Consider the following 22,628-nt stretch of genomic DNA (forward strand, 5'->3'; position numbering starts at 1 on the left):
CAAGTCCTGGCATTTGCTTATAAAAATGCTCCGCTTATTTGGCGGAGCGCTTTTGTGTTATAGGACCTGTGGCATCACTTACGCCACTTGCTGCTTTTTTTCAGCTACGCGCTTTTTCTTCCGATATTTAGGGTGAGTGATCGGAATCGCAGATAGGAGTTTTTTGGTGTATTCGTTTTGCGGGTTTGCATAAATTTCTTTAGCGCTGCCTGCTTCTACCACTTTACCAAAATACATCACGGCAACTTTGTCAGAGACATGTTTCACCACCGAGAGATCGTGAGAGATAAATATGATCGCCAAATTCATTTCTTGTTGCAGTTGTAGCAATAGGTTCAAGATTTGCGCCTGTACCGACACATCTAACGCAGATACCGATTCATCACAAATCAGTAGTTTAGGCTTCAATGCAATCGCGCGAGCAATACCGATACGCTGCCGTTGTCCGCCTGAAAATTCATGTGGATAACGGTTTACTGCCGTTTCTGGTAATCCCACTTTGATTAAAAGCTCTTTTACCCATTGTTTACGCTCTGTTGGCGTGCCAATTTTATGAATAACAAACGGTTCTTCCAGAATCATACCGATGGTATGACGCTGATTGAGTGACTCCATTGGGTCTTGAAAGACGATTTGCATGTCTTTACGCAGCGAGCGCATCTCTTTAACAGACAATTTAGTGATGTCTTTACCTTCAAAGAAAATCTTACCTTCCGTTGGCTCGTATAACTTTAAGATCGTGCGACCAAGGGTGCTTTTACCACAACCTGACTCACCAACTAGCCCCAGTGTTTCACCTTCAGAAACAGACAGTGAAACCCCGTCTACCGCTTTGATGGTGTAGCCTTTCTTGAACAGCCCTTTACCAGAAACAAAGTGCTGCTTAAGATTTTCAATTCTTAATACTTCTTTTGCCATAACATCCTCTTTTATGACTGGTTCACTTTGCTCAGTTAACTGGCAAACATACTGGCATCAATAGGCTTGATATCGATCATCTGCTTTGGCTCATTATCTAAGCTCGGCATCAACCCCATCAAACGCTCTGTGTATGGGTGCTGCGGGTTATCAAACAACTCAAAAATTTCTGCTTTTTCGACAATACGCCCACCATACATCACGGCAACATCATCACACACTTCTGCCACAACCCCGAGATCGTGAGTGATGAAGATCATTGCCATGCCTGTTTCTTCCTGAAGCTCGTTCATCAGTTCAAGGATAGACGCCTGAACCGTAACATCCAACGCTGTAGTCGGTTCATCACAAATCAGAATATCCGGCTTACAGGCCAATGCCATCGCGATCATGACACGCTGGCGCATACCACCAGATAGGTTATGGGGATACTCATTCAATCGCTTCTCTGGCATTGGAATTTTTACTTTTGCCAGCATCTCAATCGAGTACGCCTCCCGCTCCTTTTTGTCGAGCTCAGGTCGATGGAGCTCAAGCACTTCACATATTTGACGACCAATGGTATGCACTGGGTTAAGCGCCGTCATTGGGTCTTGGAAGATGATCGAAATGCGATCGCCACGCATGGCGTACATCTCTTCCGCAGGCAAATCAACTAGGTTGGTGCCGCGATAATTCACTTCACCTTTAATGATGTTGCCATATGGCTTAGGTAATAGCCCCATGATCGACATTGAGGTTACGCTCTTACCACTACCTGACTCTCCCACCAGACCGAGTGTACGCCCAGCTCTCACATCAAAGTTCACACCATGCAGAACCTTCACTGGCCCATCATCGGTGGTAAATTCAACTTCGAGATCTTTAACACTTAGGATTACATCGTTTTCCATAACCAATCCTTACAGCTTATAAGTGTCATCTACGACAACAACAGGTTCAAAAGCTTTGCCTGATTTCATCGCTTGTTTCGTTTCTTTTTTGATATCACTATCAATCCAGTAAGTGCCATCGCCTATGATTGAACCACTGAACAGCGCCTCTGTCATGCGATTCATTGGCTTATCTGGAAACTTTAACCAGCGCCAGTGACCATAGCGGACATAAGGAACCATGTAGCCTGGGACGATAACGTGAGCATCAATGATGTCACGCTGAATCTCATGACCTAGCTGGATCTTTTTATCCATATCCATGCCAAAACGATACTCGATGATCTTTTCATCCAGTTCAGGCGTGCTGTAGTTTGTGAAAGAGTTAGTTTGCGGCTTGTTCGCATTGACTGAATGGAAATACTCCCAATACGTTGGGATCTCAGACGTACCCATATCTAAGAAAGCCAAATCGTGCTTTTTCTCACGTACGTATTTGAACATGGATGAGCCATCAACTAACTTGAGCTCAATATCCAGCCCTGCTAGCTTGGCTTGCTCACGCAAAAAGGCAATACGAGGAGTATGAACAGGTGTTCCGTAGGTCAGCTCGAAGCTTAAGCGCTCACCTTTATCATTGACACGAATACCATCAGAACCAATTTTGTTAAAGCCTGCGGCTTCGAATGCCTCGGCCGCTTTTGCGGGATCAAACTTCGGTGCCTTAGCATCTGGTAGGGTGTATTTACCATGACCATAACCGGTCGGGTTTGGTTTACGGGAGTAGTCGCCACGCATGACATTCTCTATCATGCCATCAAAGTCAATCGCGTAAGTAATGCCCTTGCGAATGTTTAAATCATCCAGCAAAGGCATCGCGGTGTTCATCCATACACCACCAGCCCCAACTGGGAATTGGTTGTAACCCCAGAACTTTTGAATGTATCCCTTTTGGTAAGGTTCCGTATTCGATTTATCATGCCATAAGCTTGGTAAAACAAGACCAAATGCGTCCAGCTTCCCTTTCTCAAAGTGCTTCATCGCGATATCACTGTCGCGAATCACTGTGATGCGGATTTTGTCGACATTATAGCGATGTTGATAATACTTATTGCTGTAACCCCACCAGTCTTCACCGACATGCTTGAAGGTAACACTTTTACCTTTTTTAATGTCATCTAGGTAGTATGCACTGGTCGTTGGTTCACTTTTAAAATTGTAGTAGCGGACAAAGTTGTCATGTATACCGTCACCATTTTCATCTTTTGAAGGGTTAGCATAAAAATGTGCGGGACGTGGGCGCAGAGCCCCCATTCGTAACAGCAATTCTTCCGGATTGAACTCTTTCGCCGCCTTAACAGCAAACGTGTGAGTGTCGTACTTGATAACATCCGCAATCGTTTTGTTGTAGTAATCGTTGTACCAAGGTTCCAAGATGTCTTTGGAACGATAAAACTTCAGCATGAACACGAAATCGTCGGCAGTCACAGGTTTGCCGTCCGACCATTTGGCTTCAGGGTTGAGTTTAAAATAGACCGTTTTGTTGTCACCTGCTAACGCCCACTCGTTAGCAAGCTCAGGTATGAACTCTAAAGTATCTGGATGGCGGACCACCAAGCCTGGTGTTTCATCTAAGATAAAAGAACGTAGCCCTGCATTAGCATCTGGGCCAACACTACGTAACGTCTGCGGGAAACTTGACATAAAGGTGCGATAAGTCCCTCCACGTTTCGCTTCTGGCGAACCATATTGAGGCTCATCCCAGTTTGTTTGCCAGTTTAAGTCAGTCGGAAGCGTTGCTGACATTGCACCAAAACTCAGGGCGCTCAGCGTGGACGCTAAAAATAATTTCTCCATAAAACTTCCCTTTTTTATGTTTTGCTCACAATGCTCGCTCAAACATAGCGTGTGAATTTTTTCGGGTCGAAAGCCGCTCGAATGGCTTCACCAATAAAGGTCACCATTACCAGAACCAGAACAATAGAAGTCACTACTGACGCAACAATCCATGGCGAATCTAAGTTTGACTTACCTTGTTGCAGTAATTCCCCCCAACTTGGTGTTGGTGGCATCAAGCCTAAGCCTAGGTAATCGAGAGCAGTCAATGCTGTGATGTTAGCTGCAATAGTGAAAGGTGCTAGGGTTACAATCATCACCATCGTATTTGGCAAGATGTGATTAAACAAGATACGTCCAGTCGATGCCCCTAAAGCACGTGCCGCCATTACGTATTCTCGTGCCGCTTCTTTATAGGTCATGGTCCGCATGTACCATGTCATCCCCATCCAAGTGAAAAGCACGTTAATAGCGACAAAGAGAGCAAACGTCGGTTGAACGATTGAGACAAGAATCATAATGACGTACAAAAACGGGACCATTGACCAGATTTCGATAAGTCGCTGTACAAACAAGTCAAATTTACCGCCCCAAAAACCCATAGCACAACCGACTGCAGTACCGATCGCGTAGGAAATGGCCATCGTAAGCAACGCAAATCCCATCGCCGTTCTGAATCCGTAGACAAGTCGCGCCAAAATATCGCGACCTATCACATCTGTACCTAAATAATGCTTATTTTCGGCGCTAGGTGCTGTTGGCGGGAAATCACCACTAAAATCTTGTTCATATGGGTTCCATGGCACAAGCGGCAAAATAACAAAGTTGTCGCCCCCTTCGGCCTCAAACGCTTTTTGCAGTACGCGATAATCCGCTTCGCTGGATGACTCTTGGCCGAATTCGCTACCTAAACGTACGTCACTGACAACAGGAAAATAGTAGCTACCATCGTACTTGACGACTAGCGCTTTACTGTTAATCAAAAGTTCGGCGAATAGAGAAAGGATCAACATGATAGAAAGAGCAACAAACGACCAATAGCCTCGTTTGATCTCTTTAAAGTGACGAATTTTCTTTTGAGTTAATGGACTAACTTTAATCATGTTACGCTCCAAACTTCACACGTGGGTCGACTAAAGCAACACAAATATCTGAAATAATGTTACCAATGAGCAGCAACAGCGCATTAATGGCGACAATACCCATAACAACAGGGTAATCACGCTCCATGATTGATTCGTAACCCAATAAGCCAATGCCATCAATATTGAAGATAACTTCAATCAGGAAGGCACCGGTCATGAAGAACAACAAAGAGTTACCAAAGTGACTTGCGATTGGAATTAAGCTGTTACGCAACGCGTGCTTACGAACTGCTTTTTTGAAAGGTAATCCTTTCGCAATTGCGGTGCGGATGTAATCTGAGGAAAGGTTTTCCATCAGGTTATTTTTCATTGTCATCGTCAGCGTGGCAAAATCACCGATGAGGTAACAGATCAAAGGCAACACCGCATGCCACATAATGTCTTTAGTGCGTTCAAAGAAGGTTTCGTAATCGTCGAAGTCATCGCCGACAAAGCCTCCCATCGGAAACCATTCCAAGTGATAACTAAATAACGTGATCAGCAATACACCCACCACATAACCTGGTAGCGCGTAGCCTACGAAAATGAGTACTGAAGAAGCGGAATCAAACACAGAACCGTGCTTGAGCGCCTTATAGTAACCAAGAGGAATCGAGATAAAATAACTAATAAAGAAGGTCATGCCGCCATAAAACAACGACACTGGCAAACGCTCTGCGATCATGTCCGAGACAGGCTCGTAGTAACGCGTCGACTCGCCAAGATCTAGCATTACCAAACGACTTAACCACTCGACGTACGCTTCCGTTACAGGTTTATCCAGGCCATAAAACGCATTCAGCTCCGCGATTTGATCGTCAGAAAGGGCCGTGTTACCACCCGCAGACGTCATTGATGCGGCGCCGTCCCCCTGGGACTGCATTTGTGACAACATGCGTTCAACAGGTCCGCCAGGCACGAAACGAGTGATAGCAAAGATGAGAATAGTTATCCCGAGAAACGTTGGGATAACCAACGCCAAACGGCGTAAAAAGTACGACAGCATATACAACTTGCTCCTTGTCTACTGTCCAGTTCAAACGGAGTGAAAGAGGATATTTTCCGCCCAAAATGGTGCATATTTATCTCGTAGTAACTAAAACTGTTGAAGCACACTCCCTGCGCCTCAAGAGCTAGACTTTTCTACTACTGCAATAATTTCAGCGTCATATTTATCTTGAATCCACATCAGCTTCAAGTGTTTGAAACCAAAACATGACAAACTTCCTTCGATGTCGAAAAACAAAAATGTTTTTGTAAAAAATTATAAAAAACCACAAAAATAATTCATACAGAATATCAATCTAGGCTGTTTAGAGCCAAAACCCTACATAAAAATGCACCCTACACACATAAATAGACACATAATCCAAGGTTATATTTGACCTAAAAATACGAGTGAGCCCTTTAACCGCAATGGGTATCATATTTTGATACCACCTAATAAGTTCGAGCTAACAAAGTATGGATTCGATATAAAACTCATCTCAGAACAATTCACTGGAAAAATATCTTTTTCCAGATTCAATTACCCACTAAAAAACCATAGGCAAGATAAGTCATTAAAGTTTATAAGAAACACAAAATACGGTGTTTTATTGAAATTTAATATCGATTCATAAACATTATTCGGTTTTTTATTCCGCCTTTTAAATAAAGCCTGGTTATTTACATCTTTTTTACATTTAAGCATCCCCGTTTACCACTGGTTTGACTTCCTTTTTTCATCTCGGTTATACATTGGCCGAACGTTAACGAAATATTAACGTCACATTTGGCCGCTATGCGGCCAGACATAGGAAATAATAATAATCGGAGCAACAAGGATGTATAAAAACACAACCGCTTTATCTGTTGCGATAAGCCTTGCTTTGGGGACGGCAGCAGTTGCAGCCCCAGCAACAGCACTGGCAGAAGAGCAGCAAGTTGAAAAACTTCAAAAGATGAAAGTTACTGGTTCGCGTATCTCCACGACGGATATGGAAGGTCCTTCACCAGTTACTGTTATTAATAGTAAAGACATTGAGTCTAAAGGCTTTAACAGCGCGCAAGACGTATTGAACAGTTTGACCCAAAACACAGGTGGTGTAATGGCTCAAACAGACTCTTTCTCGTTTACACCAGCAGCGCAGTCAGTCAACTTACGTGGCCTTGGCGCGTCACGCACATTGATTCTTATTGATGGCCGTCGTCTTCCTCAATACCCGCTAGCACAAAATGGTACATCTAACTTCCAAGATATCGGCCAAATCCCTGTCGCCGCCATTGAGCGTGTTGAAGTAATGACCGACTCAGGTTCTGCTATCTACGGCTCCGACGCAATCGGTGGTGTCGTAAACTTCATTTTAAAGAAAGACTTTGATGGCGTTTCTGTAAAAGTACGCGCGGGTGACGCGACGGATGGTGGTTACCAAAATGGTCGTTTAGACGTTGTAGCTGGCAAAAACTTTGACGACAAACGTATTCTCTTCGTTGGCCAATTTGCGGGCAACGAAATGCTAAAGCAATCTGACCGAGATGATTGGGCTGGCGATGACGGTTCTAGCCGTTCTCAGCTAAGTGGCTACTCTAGCTACGGTGCAAACTTTGAAGGCGCCAACGGAACACTTCTAACACCAGCTGATGCAGGTTCTTCATGTAAAGAAGTCGTTGGTGATGCCGCGATTGAACGAGCGGATGGAAAGTGTGGTGTTAACCGCTCTGCGTACCGAACATTAAAACCAGAAAACAAACAAGTAGACCTACTTTTACGTGGTGAAATGGACATTAACGACAATGTCACTGCCATGGCAGAAGCCCGTTTTGGCTACAAGTCTACAGAATCTGAATTCGAACCTAACCCTTACAGCGTAGAAGTTGATGCCACTCACTTCCGCGGCGAAGGCGAATACACTCGCCGTATGGTCGAATTTGGACCACGCGAAAGTAACACTGAAGCCGATTCTTTTGGCTTAACCTTAGGCTTGAACGGCCTGCTTGCTGATACGTATGATTGGGACCTATCAGCTGGTTACTCTGAGCAAAGCGTTGAAACAAGCAACCCAGCAATCTTCCTAACTCTCGACCAAGCTGTACAAAATGGTGATGTCGATCTTCTAGGGCCTATCTCTCAAGACGTTGTAGACAAATACAGCGGCACTTCAAGCAAAGAAGCTTACTCAAAGCTTTACTCTGTTAACGGCTCACTGGCTGGTGATTTGGTTGAACTTCCTGCAGGTATGTCTGGCTTTGCTGTTTATGGTGAATGGAACCGTACTGACTACAATGAGACGATTGATGCTACAACAGCAGCGGGTGGTTTCTCTGGTCTAGGTGGAACATCAGGCGGCGGTGACCGCGATCAGATTGGTCTTGGTGTTGAAGCTCTTATTCCTATCATTGAAGATTTAGAAATGACTGTCGCTGGTCGTTACGACCACTACTTCGACGACTCGGCAACTGGCGGCGCATTCACTCCTAAAGTAGCCCTAGCATACCGTCCTACTGACACCCTATTGCTACGTGGTAGCTACGGTCTAGGCTTCCGAGCTCCAGACTTGAAGCGACTATTTGGTGATCAAACTCGAGGCTTTGGTTCTGGCTTTGACCCAGAGCTTTGTACCAATGCTGGTGGTAGCGGCCCACAAGATAAAGATAAGTACCCAGAGTGTGATACTCAGTACTTCGATACGCTTAATGGCCCTAACTCAGAGCTGAAAGAAGAAACAAGTACAAACATTAACTTGGGCCTAGCGTGGGAGCCTGTGGATGATCTTGGTGTAACCGTTGACTGGTACCACATCAAAATGGAAGACGTCGTAACTGCACCAACTTACCAAGATGTAATTAACGATCCAGGTAAATACCCAGGTACTGAAGTCGTTCGTAACCCAGATGGCACCATCAAGTCGGTATCCTATGGTCCAGTGAACCAGTCGTATGAAGAGCGTTCTGGTATTGACCTAGCGATCAAATACGCATACGACACTAATGAGTTCGGTTCATTTAACACGCGTGTTGCTGTAACGAAGATCTTGATTGCTGAATATCAAGAAAACGACAGCGAACCTGTAACGGATGAAAGAGATTTCATGCCTGAATACACCGCAACGTTAAATCTTGGCTGGGCATATGAAGATGTCGCTATCAACCTATTTGGTAAATACCGCGACCGTATGTGTTCAAGCTACGCAAACCGTTACTACTTTGATGACTGTGATTCTGCTAAAAAAGCGGGTTACAAAGCAGAAATCGCTAGTATGACAACGTGGAACCTAACGGCTTCTTACCAATTCAACGAGAGTGGTCGTGTAACTCTTGGTGCTATCAACATGTTTGACAAAGTACCGCCTGCAGATCCTCTAAGCGATACCTCTCCATTCTATGCAACTGGGTATGACGATCCAATCGGACGTCAGCTATACGTCGAGGCATCATACGACTTCTAAAAAATATTTGGCGCGGGTTTTCCGCGCCCTTTTCGACTGACTAAAACACTGACAAGGATGCAACCATGAAATTCAAGGAATTTGGTCTCAGTGCCATAGCTGCAGCATTGCTTACTATCAGTAGTAGCTCTATAGCGGCCAACTCTGGTGCTGTCGTTTCCACACAAGCAAAAGCAAATCAATCTTCAGAAGCTTCGCAACAAAAAATCGACAATTATGCCGAAAGTACTGAAGGCATGTTGGCAGAATACAAAGGCTTACTACGTCAAATCGATAGCATGAAAGTCTACAACGAGCAAATTAATCGTATGGTTCAATCACAGCAAGGTGAATTGGACTCATTAAATAACCAAATTGCTCAGATCGATCAAACGGCAACAGAAGTAGTGCCACTAACACTTAAAATGATCGATGCACTCGATGAGTTCGTGACTCTCGATCTGCCTTTCCAGAAAAAAGAACGTAATAAACGTGTCCAAGAACTGCGTCGTCTCATGGATCGCGCCGACGTAACGACTTCTGAGAAATTCCGTAAAGTGATGGAAGCCTACCAAATTGAAGAAGGCTTCTCTCGCTCAATTGAATCTTACAAAGCTAGCCTAGATAGAAATGGGGAAACCGTGACTTACGATTTCCTACGTATTGGTCGCACGGCGCTTTTATTCCAATCTCCAGACGGTGGTGAGACAGGTATGTGGAACCAACAAACACGTCAATGGGAAACATTACCGGAAAGCTACCGCATAGCGGTACAGCAAGGCCTTCGTATCGCGAAGAAGCAAGCGCCACCAGCGCTAATCAAATTGCCTGTATATGCTGGGGAGGAATAAGAGATGAAAGGATTCAAAACTCTAGCCGCTGGTCTACTAGCGAGCTTATTTATGGCTTCAGGCGTACAAGCAGAAACGCCTAAAAACCTATCTGAACTACTCAAAAACGTAAAATCAGAAAGCATCGTTGAGTCAAAAGAGAACAAAGCCCGTGAAGCTGAGTTCAAGAACAACCGAGATAAGCAAGCAGCATTATTGCAACAGGCTCGTGAAGAGCTAGCTTCACAGCAAGCACTGGGCGATCAACTTAAAGCGACATTTGATGAAAACGATAAGCAGCTGACTGAACTAACAGAAACCTTACGTGTTCGCTCTGGTACTTTGGGCGAAATGTTTGGTGTGGTCCGCCAATATGCGGGCGAGTTTAAGGGCTTATTTGCTGCCTCTCAAAACGCTGTTCAGTTCCCAGAGCGTGACGCTCTACTAACGAAACTGGCTGAAAGCAAAGAACTGCCATCAACACAAGAGCTAGAAGCATTCTGGCATACCATTCTTCAACAAGTGGTTGCCTCAGGCGAGACAGCAACAACCCAAGCAACGGTTGTTTATGGCGAAGGTAAAGAAGCGGTTCGCGATGTTACTCTTGTCGGTGAATTTAACGCGATTGCCGATGGTAAGTACGTTACTTATGTACCTCAAACAGGTAAGTTCGAAGAACTCTCTCGACAGCCTCGCACCAATATTACACGTCATGTTGCAGGCTTTGAGTCAGCGTCAAACAGCTATGAGCCACTGTTTATTGACCCATCCCGTGGTGTAATTCTGTCTCTACTTGTACAAAGCCCTACCGTTCAAGAACGTATTGATCAAGGTGGCATTGTAGGTTACGTCATCCTTGGTATGGGTGCAGTTGGCGCTATCATTGCTCTAGTTTGCTTCCTACGCCTTCAAGTGATTGGCGGTAAAATGCGTAAGCAAGCGAAATCAGAAACCGTGATTCCTGGTAACCCATTGGGTGAAGTTATCCAGGCTTACCAAGAGCACAAAGGTGACAACCTTGAAGATCTGGAAGCGAAGCTTGACGAAATCATTCTACGTAACGCTCCAAGCATTGAACGCTTCATCAGTTCAATCAAGCTATTTGCTTCTGTAGCACCTCTACTTGGTCTACTGGGTACGGTAATGGGCATGATCGGCACATTCCAAGCCATTACTCTGTTCGGTACTGGCGATCCTAAACTGATGGCTGGCGGTATTTCTGAAGCTCTTGTTACAACCATGCTAGGTCTGGTTGTCGCAATTCCATTGCTGTTCCTTTACACCATCGTACACAGTAAAGGTCGTCGTTTGGTTCAAACTCTTGAAGAACAGAGTGCAGGCTTCATCGCTCGCTATCAGGAAAAACTACATAAAGCCGAAAGCTAAGGAGGCGTTATGTGGTGGTTAGTTGGAGAACTTGAATCAATTAGGCGCTTCTTGGGAATGGGTGGCGATGTACTCGTCGCCATCTTCATCCTCAGCTTTATGCTTTGGGCAGTATTGTTAGAACGTTGGTTCTATTTTGCTGCCGTCGCTCCAAAAGCCATGAAAAAAGCCGTTGGCTCATGGCAGGGGCGATCAGAGCACCAGAGCTGGAACGCTAAGATGATCCGACAAGAAATTGTTTCTCGTCAGGACATTGAGAATAAAAAGGGCCTGCCAATCGTGAAAGTATTGATTGCGCTTTGTCCCTTACTGGGTTTGCTCGGCACCGTTGTTGGCATGATCCAAGTATTCGACATCTTAGCGGTAACAGGAACAGGAAGCCCTCGAGCAATGGCCTCGGGGATCTCAAAGGCAACAATCCCAACGTTAGCCGGGATGGTGGCTTCTCTATCAGGACTGTTCTTTAGTTCACGTCTTGATCATTTAGCCAAAGTCACAACGCAAAAGCTGGAAGATAAGCTAAAGCATATTGCCTGAGTAAATGGAATTAGAGGTATAGGTCATGAAAAGACGCTATAGCAGTGATAGCAGTGATGAAACCGCTATCGATATGACACCGATGCTCGACATCGTATTCATCATGTTGATCTTCTTTATCGTAACAACATCGTTCGTAAAAGAAGCTGGTCTAGAAGTAAACCGCCCGACGGCAAGCTCTGCGCAAACCGTGAAAAAAGGTAACATCATGGTCGCAGTTGGTGCGGCGGGTGATGTTTGGGTTGATAAACGCCGCATCGAAGTGGACGCGGTTCGCGCGAATATTGAACGTCTTCGTGCAGAAAGCCCTGATGGCGCAGTTGTTATCCAAGCCGACACAGAAGCAAATGCTGGCGTAGTCGTGAAGGTTATGGACCAGATCAAAATGGCAGGTGTAGAAAGCATCTCCATTGCCGCAACCAATAAGGATTAAGCTTATGCGGTATCTGGCCTCAATTGCACTGGCGCTCATTGTCTCCCTCGGGTTGTTCTGGGGGATGGACAAGCTAGTAAACAAAGAGCGCCACGAGTTAGTGTCGAATGATGACCTGCGTATGGTCGAGTTTATTCGCATTAAACCAGACGAAAAAATACAGGAGAAAAAACGCGAACTTCCAAAGCCACCACCGCCTAAGCGTCCGCCGCCGCCGCCAGAAATGAAAGTGACAGCGACAGTAAAACCGGTGATGGAGCAGACCCCAATGGATATGCCAAAGCTTGACCTACCCGTAAATGTTACAGGTGGTTCGGTGCTTGGACATTATAGCCAGGGTGGAGGTGCGCAACTCGCGGGTAGCGGAGGTCCAACACCTCTAGCGACATTCCAACCTCAAATGCCTAGGAAAGCTGCGAAAGCAGGAATAGAAAAAGGGGTCGTCTTATTAGAGTTTACTGTCAACGCACGTGGTGCCGTAGAGGACATCAAAGTTCTTAAAGAGCAACCACGACGCTTAGGCCTCGGTCGAGCGGCAAGAAAAACAGTCTCTAAATGGACATTTAAACCAAAATTGGTTGACGGGAAACCTGTTAGCTCGCGCCTATCGCAAGAAATAGAGTTCTCAACCAATTAAGGAGTCACGATGAAAAGTTTATGGAAAAGCAAAGTGGCTTCTTTAATTCTCTTCGCAGGAGTGGCAATGACCGCTCCTACGATGGCAAAAGAAGCTCCTCAGTTATCAGATCGGACATTTCGAACCGTTAACAAAGTGCAAGAGTTGATCGCAACTGAAAAATATTCAGCAGCGAAAGAAAAACTAGCAAGCGCTTTAGAAAGCACAAGTTCGAAAAAATACGACCGAGCAGTTTTACTTCAGCAGACTGGCTTTTTGTATTCGCTACAAGACAATTATGTGCAAGCAGCAAAATACTTTGCCGAAGCATTACAGCTCGACGCACTTCCCGTTCCTGTTGCTCAACAAGTTCGCTACAGCTTGGCTCAGCTTTACCTAGCTGAAGAAAAGTATACGTTGTCTGTAAAAACGATGAAGGAATGGTTCAAGGTTGCAGAAACAACCAAAGAGAAGCCTCAAGCTCATGCTTATATCACGTTAGCGAGCGCTTATGTTCAGTTGGAAGATTACAAAAATGCAATCCCGCCAACCAAAAAAGCCATCGCGATGAGCAAGAGCCCAAGTGAGTCTTGGTACTTAATTCTCGTTGCATCTCACTACGAGTTAGGCCAGCTGAAAAGCGTTGCCAGTGTACTCAAAACTCTGACTTCAAAGTACCCTCAGAAAAAGCGTTACTGGATGCAACTTTCTGGTGTCTACATGGAGCTAGGCCAAGAGCGCAACTCTCTAGCCACCCTAGAAATGGTTTACAAAATGGGGAAACTAGAAGGAGAGAAGGAATATTTACGCTTTGTAAACTTCTTGGCTTATCAAGGTATTCCATATAAAGCAGCCAAAACTCTTGAAAAGGAAATGGCAGCTGGAAACATTGAAAAGACGAAGGAAAACTATGACCGCCTAGCCAGTTTCTGGCAGCAAGCTAAAGAGCTAGATAAATCAATTCTCGCTTATAAAAAGTCATATAACCTCGCTCCTTCTGCTAAAACGCAAATTCAGATTGCTCGCTTAATGATACAAGACAAGCAGTATTCTGAAGCAACTCTTTTTGTAGAAAGCGCAGCATCCAGTGCCTCTAAAGAGCAAAAGGCAGAACTTGAATACATTCGCGGGATGGCCTATTTCGAGCTTAAGCAGCCACAAAAGGCCTTGCAGGCGATGAAAGGCGCTGCTCAATCGCCAAAATTCAGGTCAACCGTTAGCCCTTGGATAAATTTCCTAGAGTCTCAAGGATAATTCGAAGATTAAGTGTGAGTCAGTCGCACGCCTGGGGAAGTGAAAGCTTCCCCTTTTTTCCGTCTTATCTTAATTACCCCCTATTTTTAACCAAAGTCACTCACGCAAGCCAAATCGGGACTCTAAACCTAAAATCAGCACACTAAACGGTTGTAGAAATGGTTTTAATAACAGAGTGCGCGGATGGTAAGTCCTGTACCACGCTCCTTCTTCGCTGTTTAGGAACACTCTGCCGTAAGTAACTATTTCATCTGGGACGATCACAGACAGAAAGATCAACTGGTAACAAAATAGAGATCATGATACTCTTCGCCTCCATTTTTCTGGCGGGATTATCACCAATATCCACCCCTTTGGTGGTTGATTTCTCAATGCCAGTGCTATCGTTATAAGAATGTCGAACTTTCCTTCGGCACTCAATCAATCCAATCAAAAGTGGAACAGTACAATGGGCAAAGGTACTCTCTATATCGTATCTGCACCTAGCGGCGCAGGTAAATCTAGCTTGATCTCAGCGATGTTGGAACGCAACCCAACCTACGCAATGAAAGTGTCTGTGTCTCACACCACGCGCAACATGCGACCTGGTGAAGAAAATGGTGTCCACTACCATTTTGTAGCGAAAGATGAGTTTGAAGCCCTGATCGCTAAAGGTGACTTCCTAGAATACGCAGAAGTGTTTGGTAATTATTACGGCACATCTCGTGTATGGATTGAAGAAACACTAAATAAAGGTATCGACGTTTTTCTAGATATCGACTGGCAAGGCGCACGCCAAATCCGTGAACAAATGCCAGAAGCCAAAAGCATCTTCATCCTGCCACCATCAAACGGTGAGTTAGAGCGTCGCTTGAACACTCGTGGTCAAGATAGCGATGAAGTGATCGCAAAGCGTATGGCTGAAGCCAAGTCGGAAATCTCTCATTACAACGAGTACGACTACGTGATCGTAAACGACGATTTTGATACCGCTTTGATGGATTTTAAAGCTATCTTGCGTGCTGAAAGATTGAAGGAAGAAAAGCAAGCTGCTAAATATAAAGGTATGCTTGACGCGTTGTTAGCAGAGTAACTTCAAAAAAGTCACGCTGTAAAACATAAAGAATTTCCCGTTTTTTGCCCAGTGCGAAAGACACAATAAACTACCTGAGAAAGTCCACAAACGGTGGCTTGTCTAATTGCTAGTAAATAAAGTAGTTAGGTTGTATACTTTCTCGTCATTCTAAAATTTTAGTTAACTATTTGGAGTCCTCATGGCACGCGTAACTGTTCAAGACGCTGTTGAAAAAGTTGGCAACCGTTTCGACCTAGTACTGATTGCGGCTCGCCGCGCTCGTCAAATGCAAACTGGCGGTAAAGATGCACTAGTGCCAGAAGAGAACGATAAGCCAACGGTTATCGCTCTACGCGAAATCGAAGAAGGTTTAATTACTAAAGAAGTTCTAGACGCTCGTGAACGTCAAGAACAGCAAGAGCAAGAAGCGGCAGAGCTAGCGGCAGTAAGCAGCATCGCTCACAACCGTTAATTCTGACTTTAGAATTCAACAACCTCCCGGGCCTATAATTTGTATCTATTCGATAGCCTCAAAGACGTTGCCCAAGAATACCTAACAGAGCCTCAGATTGAGGCTCTGCGTCAATCTTATGTGGTAGCGAGAGATGCCCATGAAGGGCAAACCCGCTCTAGCGGTGAACCATACATCATCCACCCTGTCGCTGTGGCTCGTATCTTGGCCGAAATGCGCCTTGATATCGAAACCCTCCAAGCTGCTTTGCTGCATGACGTCATTGAAGACTGTGATGTAACTAAAGAAGATCTCGAAGAGAAATTCGGCAACACTGTCGCAGAATTGGTTGATGGTGTATCTAAACTGGACAAACTCAAATTCCGCGATAGGAAAGAGGCTCAGGCTGAAAACTTTCGTAAGATGGTTCTGGCCATGGTGCAAGATATCCGCGTCATTCTGATCAAACTGGCTGACCGCACGCACAACATGCGTACGCTTGGCGCGCTTCGACCAGATAAAAAGCGTCGTATTGCTCGTGAAACGTTAGAAATTTACGCGCCCCTCGCTCATCGTCTTGGTATTCACAATATCAAAACCGAACTCGAAGAGTTGGGCTTTGAGGCGCTATATCCCAACCGCTACCGCGTACTGAAAGAAGTGGTTAAAGCCGCACGTGGTAATCGTAAAGAGATGATCCAACGCATTCACAGCGAAATAGAAGGCCGTCTGCAAGATTTTGGCTTGAATGCTCGCGTCGTTGGTCGTGAGAAAAACCTGTTCTCTATCTATAACAAGATGAAAACCAAAGAACAGCGCTTTCATACCATCATGGATATCTATGCGTTCCGAGTCGTTGTTGATACCGCTGATACTTGTTATCGCGTTTTAGGCCAAGTACACAGCTTGTATAAGCCACGTCCTGGTCGCATGAAAGATTACATCGCGGTACCAAAGGCGAACGGCTATCAATCGCTACACACTTCCATGGTTGGCCCACACGGCGTACCTGTTGAAGTTCAGATCCGTACTGAAGATATGGATCAAATGGCGGACAAAGGTGTCGCGGCACACTGGTCTTACAAAGACAAAGGCGACAAGTCTGGCACCACTGCGCAAGTGAAAGCTCAGCGTTGGATGCAAAGCCTGTTAGAGCTACAACAAAGCGCGGGTAACTCATTCGAATTCATTGAAAACGTAAAATCCGATCTTTTCCCAGATGAGATTTACGTCTTCACACCAAAAGGTCGTATCGTTGAATTGCCTTTAGGCGCAACGGCTGTCGACTTTGCCTATGCCGTACATACCGATGTAGGCAACTCTTGTGTTGGTGCTCGTGTTGATCGTAACCCTTACCCATTGAGTAAGGCATTGAAAAACGGTCAGACGGTGGAAATTATCAGTGCCCCTGGTGCGCGTCCGAATGCGGCATGGCTGAACTATGTCGTGACTTCTCGTGCCCGCACTAAGATTCGACAAGTACTGAAAACGATGCGTCGTGAAGAGTCGATTACTTTAGGTCGTCGTCTACTTAATCACGCACTTGGCCGTCACTCGATTGATTCAATTTATCCAGAAAATATCCAAGAAGTCTTGAATGATCTTCGCCTAGAAAGCATTGATGATTTATTGGCTGCTATTGGATTGGGTGAGTTGATGAGCATTGTGATCGCACGTCGGCTCCTTGGTGACACCGAAGAGCTCACGACAACAAGCTCAATCCCAACGGACTCGAAGAAGAAGCTTCCGATTCGTGGCGCAGAAGGCTTATTGCTGACGTTTGCAAATTGTTGTCATCCTATCCCAGATGATCACATTATTGCTCACGTATCGCCTGGTCGTGGTTTGGTTGTTCACCGAGAAACATGTCCGAATGTTCGTGGTTATCAGAAAGAGCCAGACCGTTATATGGCTGTCGCTTGGTCTGAAGACTACGATAAAGAGTTCATTGCTGAACTTAAAGTCGACATGCTTAACAACCAAGGTGCTCTTGCAGAACTGACCAACGTGATCTCGAAAACAGGATCAAACATTCATGGCCTTTCAACGGAAGAACGTGATGGTCGTCTATACACTGTGACTGTGCTGTTGACGACGAAAGATCGTGTCCACCTTGCTGGTATCATGCGTAAGATTAAGGCAATGCCTCAAGCAACCCGAGTCAGACGCAGAAAGAACTAACCTCTATCGCCACCTACTCTGTTAGGTGGCGATTTTTTATACCTCAATAAATATGAACCTAGAACGTTACAACCGTATTCACCAAGTCCTAAAAACTCGCCAAACTGATCTGACACTTTGTCTCGAAGAAGTACATAAGCCAAACAACGTCTCAGCTGTGATCCGCACCGCTGACGCGACAGGCTTACACAAAGTTCACGCAATTTGGCCAGACAAAATGCGTACGCTGAGCCATACCTCAGCTGGCGCGCGTAACTGGGTTGAAGTGGATACTCACGATTCGATTGAAACTGCGATTACCGAACTCAAAGCGCAAGGTATGCAGGTTTTGGTGACCAATCTTTCGGACACCGCCGTCGATTTTCGCGAGATCGACTACACCAGACCAACGGCAATCATTTTAGGCAGTGAAAAAGTTGGCGCTTCGGAGCAAGCCAAACAGCTTGCCGATCAAGACATTATTATCCCAATGGTGGGCATGGTGCAGTCACTAAACGTATCGGTTGCCAGTGCCGTAATTTTGTATGAAGCGCAACGTCAACGTGAAGCCGCAGGCATGTACGACCGAGAAGAAAGCGCTCTGCCTAAAGAGACAATCAACCGTATTCTCTTTGAACGTGGTCACCCAGTGCTGGCAAAGGTCGCGAAACGAAAAGGGCTCGTTTACCCACCACTCGATGAAGAAGGTCAAATCATCGCCGATGACGCGTGGTGGCAAGAGATGCAAAGCAAGTAAAAGACTTTCGTCATTCTAAACAGCGGCGAAGGAGCGTGGTTCAGGATCTAATTCTCAAATATACAGATGCTAATAGTGTTAACTTCAGCGACATACTTGTTGGAAATAGAATCCTGATGTCGCTAAAGCTCCTCGGAATGATAGGTTATCAGTCAAATCATGACACTAACTAAAGCATGACTATTTTTTCCTGTACAAAAACACAGCTCCATGGTTAACATACTGCTATGTTAACCATTTTCTTGAGCCCTCTATGTCCGCCCAAATGTTATCTGCCGTCCCATTAACCTCCCTTTCTGGAGTTGGCGCGAAAGTCGCAGAAAAACTCGCCAAAGTTGGCTTACATAGCGTTCAAGATTTGCTGTTTCACCTTCCGTTACGCTACGAAGATCGTACTCGTATTTACCCTATTGCCAAACTGCATGCTGGCCTTTGGGCGGCCGTGCAAGGTAAGGTCATGGCAGTCGACACTATCTTCGGTAAGCGCAAAATGCTAACGGTAAAAATCAGCGACGGTAATGGCACTATCACGCTGCGCTTTTTCAACTTTACCGCAGCCATGAAGAACAATTTCACGCAAGGTAAGTTAGTACATGCTTACGGTGAAATTAAGCGCGGTGGCGTGGGCTTGGAAATTGTTCACCCTGACTACAAGTTTTACGTCAGCGAGCAAAAGCCCGATGTAGAACAGAGCTTAACCCCTGTTTATCCCACCACCGATGGTTTACGCCAAATCACATTACGCAACCTTACCGAACAAGCTTTAGCCCTGCTTGATAAAACCGCAGTGCAGGAATTACTTCCAGCGGGGTTGTATGACCATCAAATCACGATGTCGCAAGCGCTGCACACCATTCATCGCCCACCACCAACCATTAATTTAGATGAGTTTGACGAAGGCAAACATCCTGCCCAAATCCGCTTGATCATGGAAGAATTGCTCGCACAAAACTTATCGATGCTAGCGGTGCGTAGCAAAGGTCAGAAGGATTCAGCGCTACCTCTCGGTCCTTGTAATAAACTAAAAACGCAGCTTTTAGCCCAACTGCCTTTCTCTCCTACAAACGCTCAAACCCGAGTAGTACAAGAGATTGAAGCCGATCTAGAAAAACCGCACCCAATGATGCGATTAGTGCAAGGCGATGTTGGTTCGGGGAAAACGTTGGTTGCCGCTTTGGCCGCTGTTAGAGCCATTGAGCATGGCCATCAGGTGGCACTCATGGCGCCAACCGAACTATTGGCCGAGCAACACGCTATCAACTTCGCAAACTGGTTTGAAACAATGGGTATTCAAGTCGGTTGGTTAGCGGGCAAACTCAAAGGTAAGGCAAAGGAAGCCGAGCTGGCTCGTATTGCCAGTGGTGAAGCAAAAATGGTAGTGGGTACTCACGCGCTATTCCAAGAGCACGTTGAATTTCATCACCTTGCTTTGGTCATCATTGATGAACAACACCGCTTCGGTGTCCATCAGCGATTAGAATTGCGTGAAAAAGGCGCAAAACAAGGCGCTTATCCTCATCAGTTGATCATGACGGCGACGCCTATTCCTCGAACCTTAGCGATGACCGCTTACGCCGATCTGGAAACTTCCGTGATTGACGAGCTACCACCAGGTCGAACGCCGATTCAAACCGTTGCCATTCCTGATACAAAACGTGACGACATCGTCGAGCGTGTCCGAAATGCCTGCTTAAACGAAGGCAAGCAGGCATATTGGGTGTGTACCCTGATTGATGAGTCGGAAGTATTAGAAGCGCAAGCCGCGGCAGATACCGCAGAAGAGCTTCAACGTAAACTGCCGGACGTAAAAATTGGTCTAGTGCACGGACGAATGAAGCCGGCAGAGAAACAAGCGGTGATGCAAGATTTCAAAGACAATAAACTGCATTTGCTGGTCGCAACGACAGTGATTGAAGTTGGTGTGGATGTGCCAAACTCTAGCTTGATGATCATAGAAAACCCTGAACGTCTTGGTTTGGCACAATTACACCAGTTAAGAGGTCGCGTGGGCCGAGGTTCCGTTGCTAGCCATTGTGTGCTGCTGTACCACTCTCCTCTGTCAAAAACCGCGCAAAAACGTCTCGGAGTACTACGTGAAAGTAACGATGGCTTCGTCATTGCGCAGAAAGACCTAGAAATTCGTGGCCCTGGAGAACTATTGGGTACAAAGCAGACAGGTCTTGCTGATTTCAAAATCGCAGACCTAGTTCGAGATCAACGTCTGATTCCCGAAGTTCAGCGCATTGCGCGTCATATTCATGACAATTACCCGTCTAACGCAACAGCGATTATCGATCGCTGGTTGGGTGAGCGGGATATTTACTCCAAAGCGTAATGATTGAAAGCGAGCCAAATGGCTCGTTTTTTAATACGCCAAAAGCAAAGCAAACGTTTGCTTTTGGCGTAAATCTCTCTATAATCGCGCACAAATTTTTAAGTGTGTTAGATCACACTCCACCAACCTGAGTTGACTCTGATTAACAGCAATCACAGGTAACGACGTCAACTCCACCCTGCTCTCCCATTCAGCGAGAACTAGGGAAATATTGCGACTAGCGAGACAAACAATGACAACTTCAAACCGATCTTCGGAACTGGTCTATCAACTCAACGATCGACCACCTTTGCCTCAAACTATTTTTGCCGCACTTCAGCACTTATTGGCGATGTTCGTCGCGGTTATCACTCCTTCACTGATCATCTGTCAGTCTTTGGGTGTACCAGCAGACCAAACGAATACCATCATCAGCATGTCTTTGTTTGCGTCAGGCGTGTCTTCGTTTATTCAAATTCGCACCATTGGCCCAATCGGCTCAGGTTTGCTCTCTGTTCAAGGTACCAGCTTTAACTTTTTAGGCCCTATTATTGGTGCAGGCCTATCGCTGAAAGCCGGTGGAGCAGACATCAGCACCATGATGGCTGCCATTTTTGGTACGATTTTAGTCGCATCATTTGCAGAAATTTTCCTATCTCGCGTATTGGAGCATGCCCGCCGAATCATCACTCCGCTCGTTTCAGGCATCGTCGTCACTCTTATCGGTCTCACACTGATTCAAGTCGGCTTAGTATCAATGGGCGGTGGCTACGCAGCATTAAATGAAGGAACCTTCGGCAGCTTAGACAAACTTGCTCTGGCTGGGACGGTACTTGGATTAATTGTGATTTTAAACCGCTCGAAAAACCCATACATCCGTGTGGCTTCAATCGTGATTGCGATGCTAGTGGGTTACATCATGGCGTATTTTATGGGGATGGTAGATACTTCTCAGCTAGGCGCAACCGAGATCGTAGCACTGCCCGTACCAATGCAATATGGCTTATCGTTTGACTGGTCTCTGTTCATTCCGCTGGTACTGATTTTCTTTATTACCGCACTAGAGGCCATCGGTGATATTACCGCAACATCTGAAGTGTCTGGTGAGCCAGTAAAAGGCCCACTGTACATGAAACGCATTAAGGGCGGTGTGTTAGCAGACGGCTTAAACTCTGCAATCGCAGCCGTTTTCAACAGCTTCCCGAACTCAACATTTAGCCAGAATAACGGCATCATCATGCTAACAGGAGTCGCGAGCCGCTATGTGGGTTACTTTATTTCTGGCATGTTAGTGATTCTTGGCTTGTTTCCTGGCGTCGCTAGCTTTGTTCAGCTGATTCCTGAGCCAGTACTTGGCGGCGCAACGATTGTCATGTTTGGTACGATTGCTGCCGCTGGTGTGCGTATTATCTCTCGTGTTGAGCTCGATCGCCGCGCAATTCTGATCATGGCCTTATCCTTCTCAATGGGACTTGGTATCGCACAAAAACCAGAGATCCTGCAATTTATGCCAGAATTTATTAAGAGTATTTTCTCAACTGGTGTTGCAGCAGGTGGCATCACTGCGATCATTTTAAATTTACTTCTGCCAGAGAAACTGGAAGACGAAGATGAACTTCCTCAGGAAGTGAAAGAGTCTTAAGATTATTGAGAATAAGAAAAGCCCAACCTATTTAGGTT

General features: G+C 45.6%; 18 protein-coding genes. 13 read left to right on the forward strand and 5 right to left on the reverse strand.

Annotated elements, in window-relative coordinates; genetic code table 11:
- Positions 1–78: 78 nt before the first annotated feature.
- The 5 genes from UQW94_RS21625 to UQW94_RS21645 are packed head-to-tail and all read right to left on the reverse strand — an operon-like array spanning position 79 to position 5,756.
- Positions 79–918, reverse strand: a complete 840-nt coding sequence (locus UQW94_RS21625; RefSeq protein ID WP_005379372.1) for an ABC transporter ATP-binding protein — start codon at positions 916–918, stop codon at positions 79–81.
- A gap of 35 nt (positions 919–953) precedes the next feature.
- Positions 954–1,811, reverse strand: a complete 858-nt coding sequence (locus UQW94_RS21630) for an ABC transporter ATP-binding protein (RefSeq protein ID WP_005379371.1) — start codon at positions 1,809–1,811, stop codon at positions 954–956.
- 9 nt (positions 1,812–1,820) lie between these two features.
- On the reverse strand, positions 1,821–3,647 hold the full coding sequence (locus tag UQW94_RS21635; RefSeq protein ID WP_167415607.1) for an extracellular solute-binding protein: 1,827 nt from the start codon (positions 3,645–3,647) through the stop codon (positions 1,821–1,823).
- A gap of 38 nt (positions 3,648–3,685) precedes the next feature.
- Entirely contained in the window at positions 3,686–4,729 is a 1,044-nt protein-coding gene (locus UQW94_RS21640; RefSeq protein ID WP_005379369.1) for an ABC transporter permease, read from the reverse strand.
- Between the two features lies 1 nt (position 4,730).
- A complete protein-coding gene (locus UQW94_RS21645) occupies positions 4,731–5,756 on the reverse strand; it encodes an ABC transporter permease subunit (RefSeq protein WP_005379368.1) in 1,026 nt (341 codons plus the stop codon).
- 820 nt (positions 5,757–6,576) lie between these two features.
- Here UQW94_RS21645 and UQW94_RS21650 point away from each other — a divergent pair.
- The 13 genes from UQW94_RS21650 (at position 6,577) to UQW94_RS21710 (ending at position 22,590) form a co-directional block, all read left to right on the forward strand.
- Positions 6,577–9,177: a TonB-dependent receptor plug domain-containing protein gene (locus UQW94_RS21650; RefSeq protein WP_213893906.1), complete on the forward strand. Its 2,601-nt coding sequence runs from the start codon at positions 6,577–6,579 to the stop codon at positions 9,175–9,177.
- A 65-nt stretch (positions 9,178–9,242) separates the two neighbouring features.
- Positions 9,243–10,007 (forward strand): DUF3450 domain-containing protein, encoded by a 765-nt coding sequence (locus UQW94_RS21655; protein WP_005379365.1) that lies wholly within the window; start codon positions 9,243–9,245, stop codon positions 10,005–10,007.
- A 3-nt stretch (positions 10,008–10,010) separates the two neighbouring features.
- Complete coding sequence (locus UQW94_RS21660; RefSeq protein ID WP_017634999.1) at positions 10,011–11,372, forward strand: MotA/TolQ/ExbB proton channel family protein; 1,362 nt, start codon at positions 10,011–10,013, stop codon at positions 11,370–11,372.
- 9 nt (positions 11,373–11,381) lie between these two features.
- Positions 11,382–11,909 (forward strand): MotA/TolQ/ExbB proton channel family protein, encoded by a 528-nt coding sequence (locus UQW94_RS21665; protein WP_005379363.1) that lies wholly within the window; start codon positions 11,382–11,384, stop codon positions 11,907–11,909.
- 25 nt (positions 11,910–11,934) lie between these two features.
- Positions 11,935–12,342, forward strand: a complete 408-nt coding sequence (locus UQW94_RS21670; RefSeq protein ID WP_005379359.1) for an ExbD/TolR family protein — start codon at positions 11,935–11,937, stop codon at positions 12,340–12,342.
- 4 nt (positions 12,343–12,346) lie between these two features.
- Complete coding sequence (locus tag UQW94_RS21675; protein ID WP_005379353.1) at positions 12,347–12,979, forward strand: energy transducer TonB; 633 nt, start codon at positions 12,347–12,349, stop codon at positions 12,977–12,979.
- Positions 12,980–12,988: 9 nt separating this feature from the next.
- Positions 12,989–14,212 carry a hypothetical protein gene (locus tag UQW94_RS21680; protein ID WP_322142548.1) on the forward strand — a complete coding sequence of 408 codons (1,224 nt, stop codon included), beginning with the start codon at positions 12,989–12,991 and terminating at the stop codon, positions 14,210–14,212.
- 448 nt (positions 14,213–14,660) lie between these two features.
- Positions 14,661–15,284: a guanylate kinase gene (gene gmk, locus UQW94_RS21685; RefSeq protein ID WP_005379347.1), complete on the forward strand. Its 624-nt coding sequence runs from the start codon at positions 14,661–14,663 to the stop codon at positions 15,282–15,284.
- A 181-nt stretch (positions 15,285–15,465) separates the two neighbouring features.
- Complete coding sequence (rpoZ, locus tag UQW94_RS21690; protein ID WP_005379346.1) at positions 15,466–15,738, forward strand: DNA-directed RNA polymerase subunit omega; 273 nt, start codon at positions 15,466–15,468, stop codon at positions 15,736–15,738.
- A gap of 39 nt (positions 15,739–15,777) precedes the next feature.
- Entirely contained in the window at positions 15,778–17,898 is a 2,121-nt protein-coding gene (gene spoT, locus UQW94_RS21695; protein WP_005379340.1) for a bifunctional GTP diphosphokinase/guanosine-3',5'-bis pyrophosphate 3'-pyrophosphohydrolase, read from the forward strand.
- 52 nt (positions 17,899–17,950) lie between these two features.
- Positions 17,951–18,634: a tRNA (guanosine(18)-2'-O)-methyltransferase TrmH gene (gene trmH, locus UQW94_RS21700; RefSeq protein WP_017635001.1), complete on the forward strand. Its 684-nt coding sequence runs from the start codon at positions 17,951–17,953 to the stop codon at positions 18,632–18,634.
- Between the two features lie 253 nt (positions 18,635–18,887).
- Positions 18,888–20,969 carry an ATP-dependent DNA helicase RecG gene (recG, locus tag UQW94_RS21705; RefSeq protein WP_170897477.1) on the forward strand — a complete coding sequence of 694 codons (2,082 nt, stop codon included), beginning with the start codon at positions 18,888–18,890 and terminating at the stop codon, positions 20,967–20,969.
- Between the two features lie 232 nt (positions 20,970–21,201).
- Entirely contained in the window at positions 21,202–22,590 is a 1,389-nt protein-coding gene (locus UQW94_RS21710) for a uracil-xanthine permease family protein (protein ID WP_322142549.1), read from the forward strand.
- Positions 22,591–22,628: the final 38 nt, after the last annotated feature.

Source organism: Vibrio sp. PBL-C16 (assembly GCF_034321865.1).
GTDB lineage: Bacteria > Pseudomonadota > Gammaproteobacteria > Enterobacterales > Vibrionaceae > Vibrio > Vibrio alginolyticus.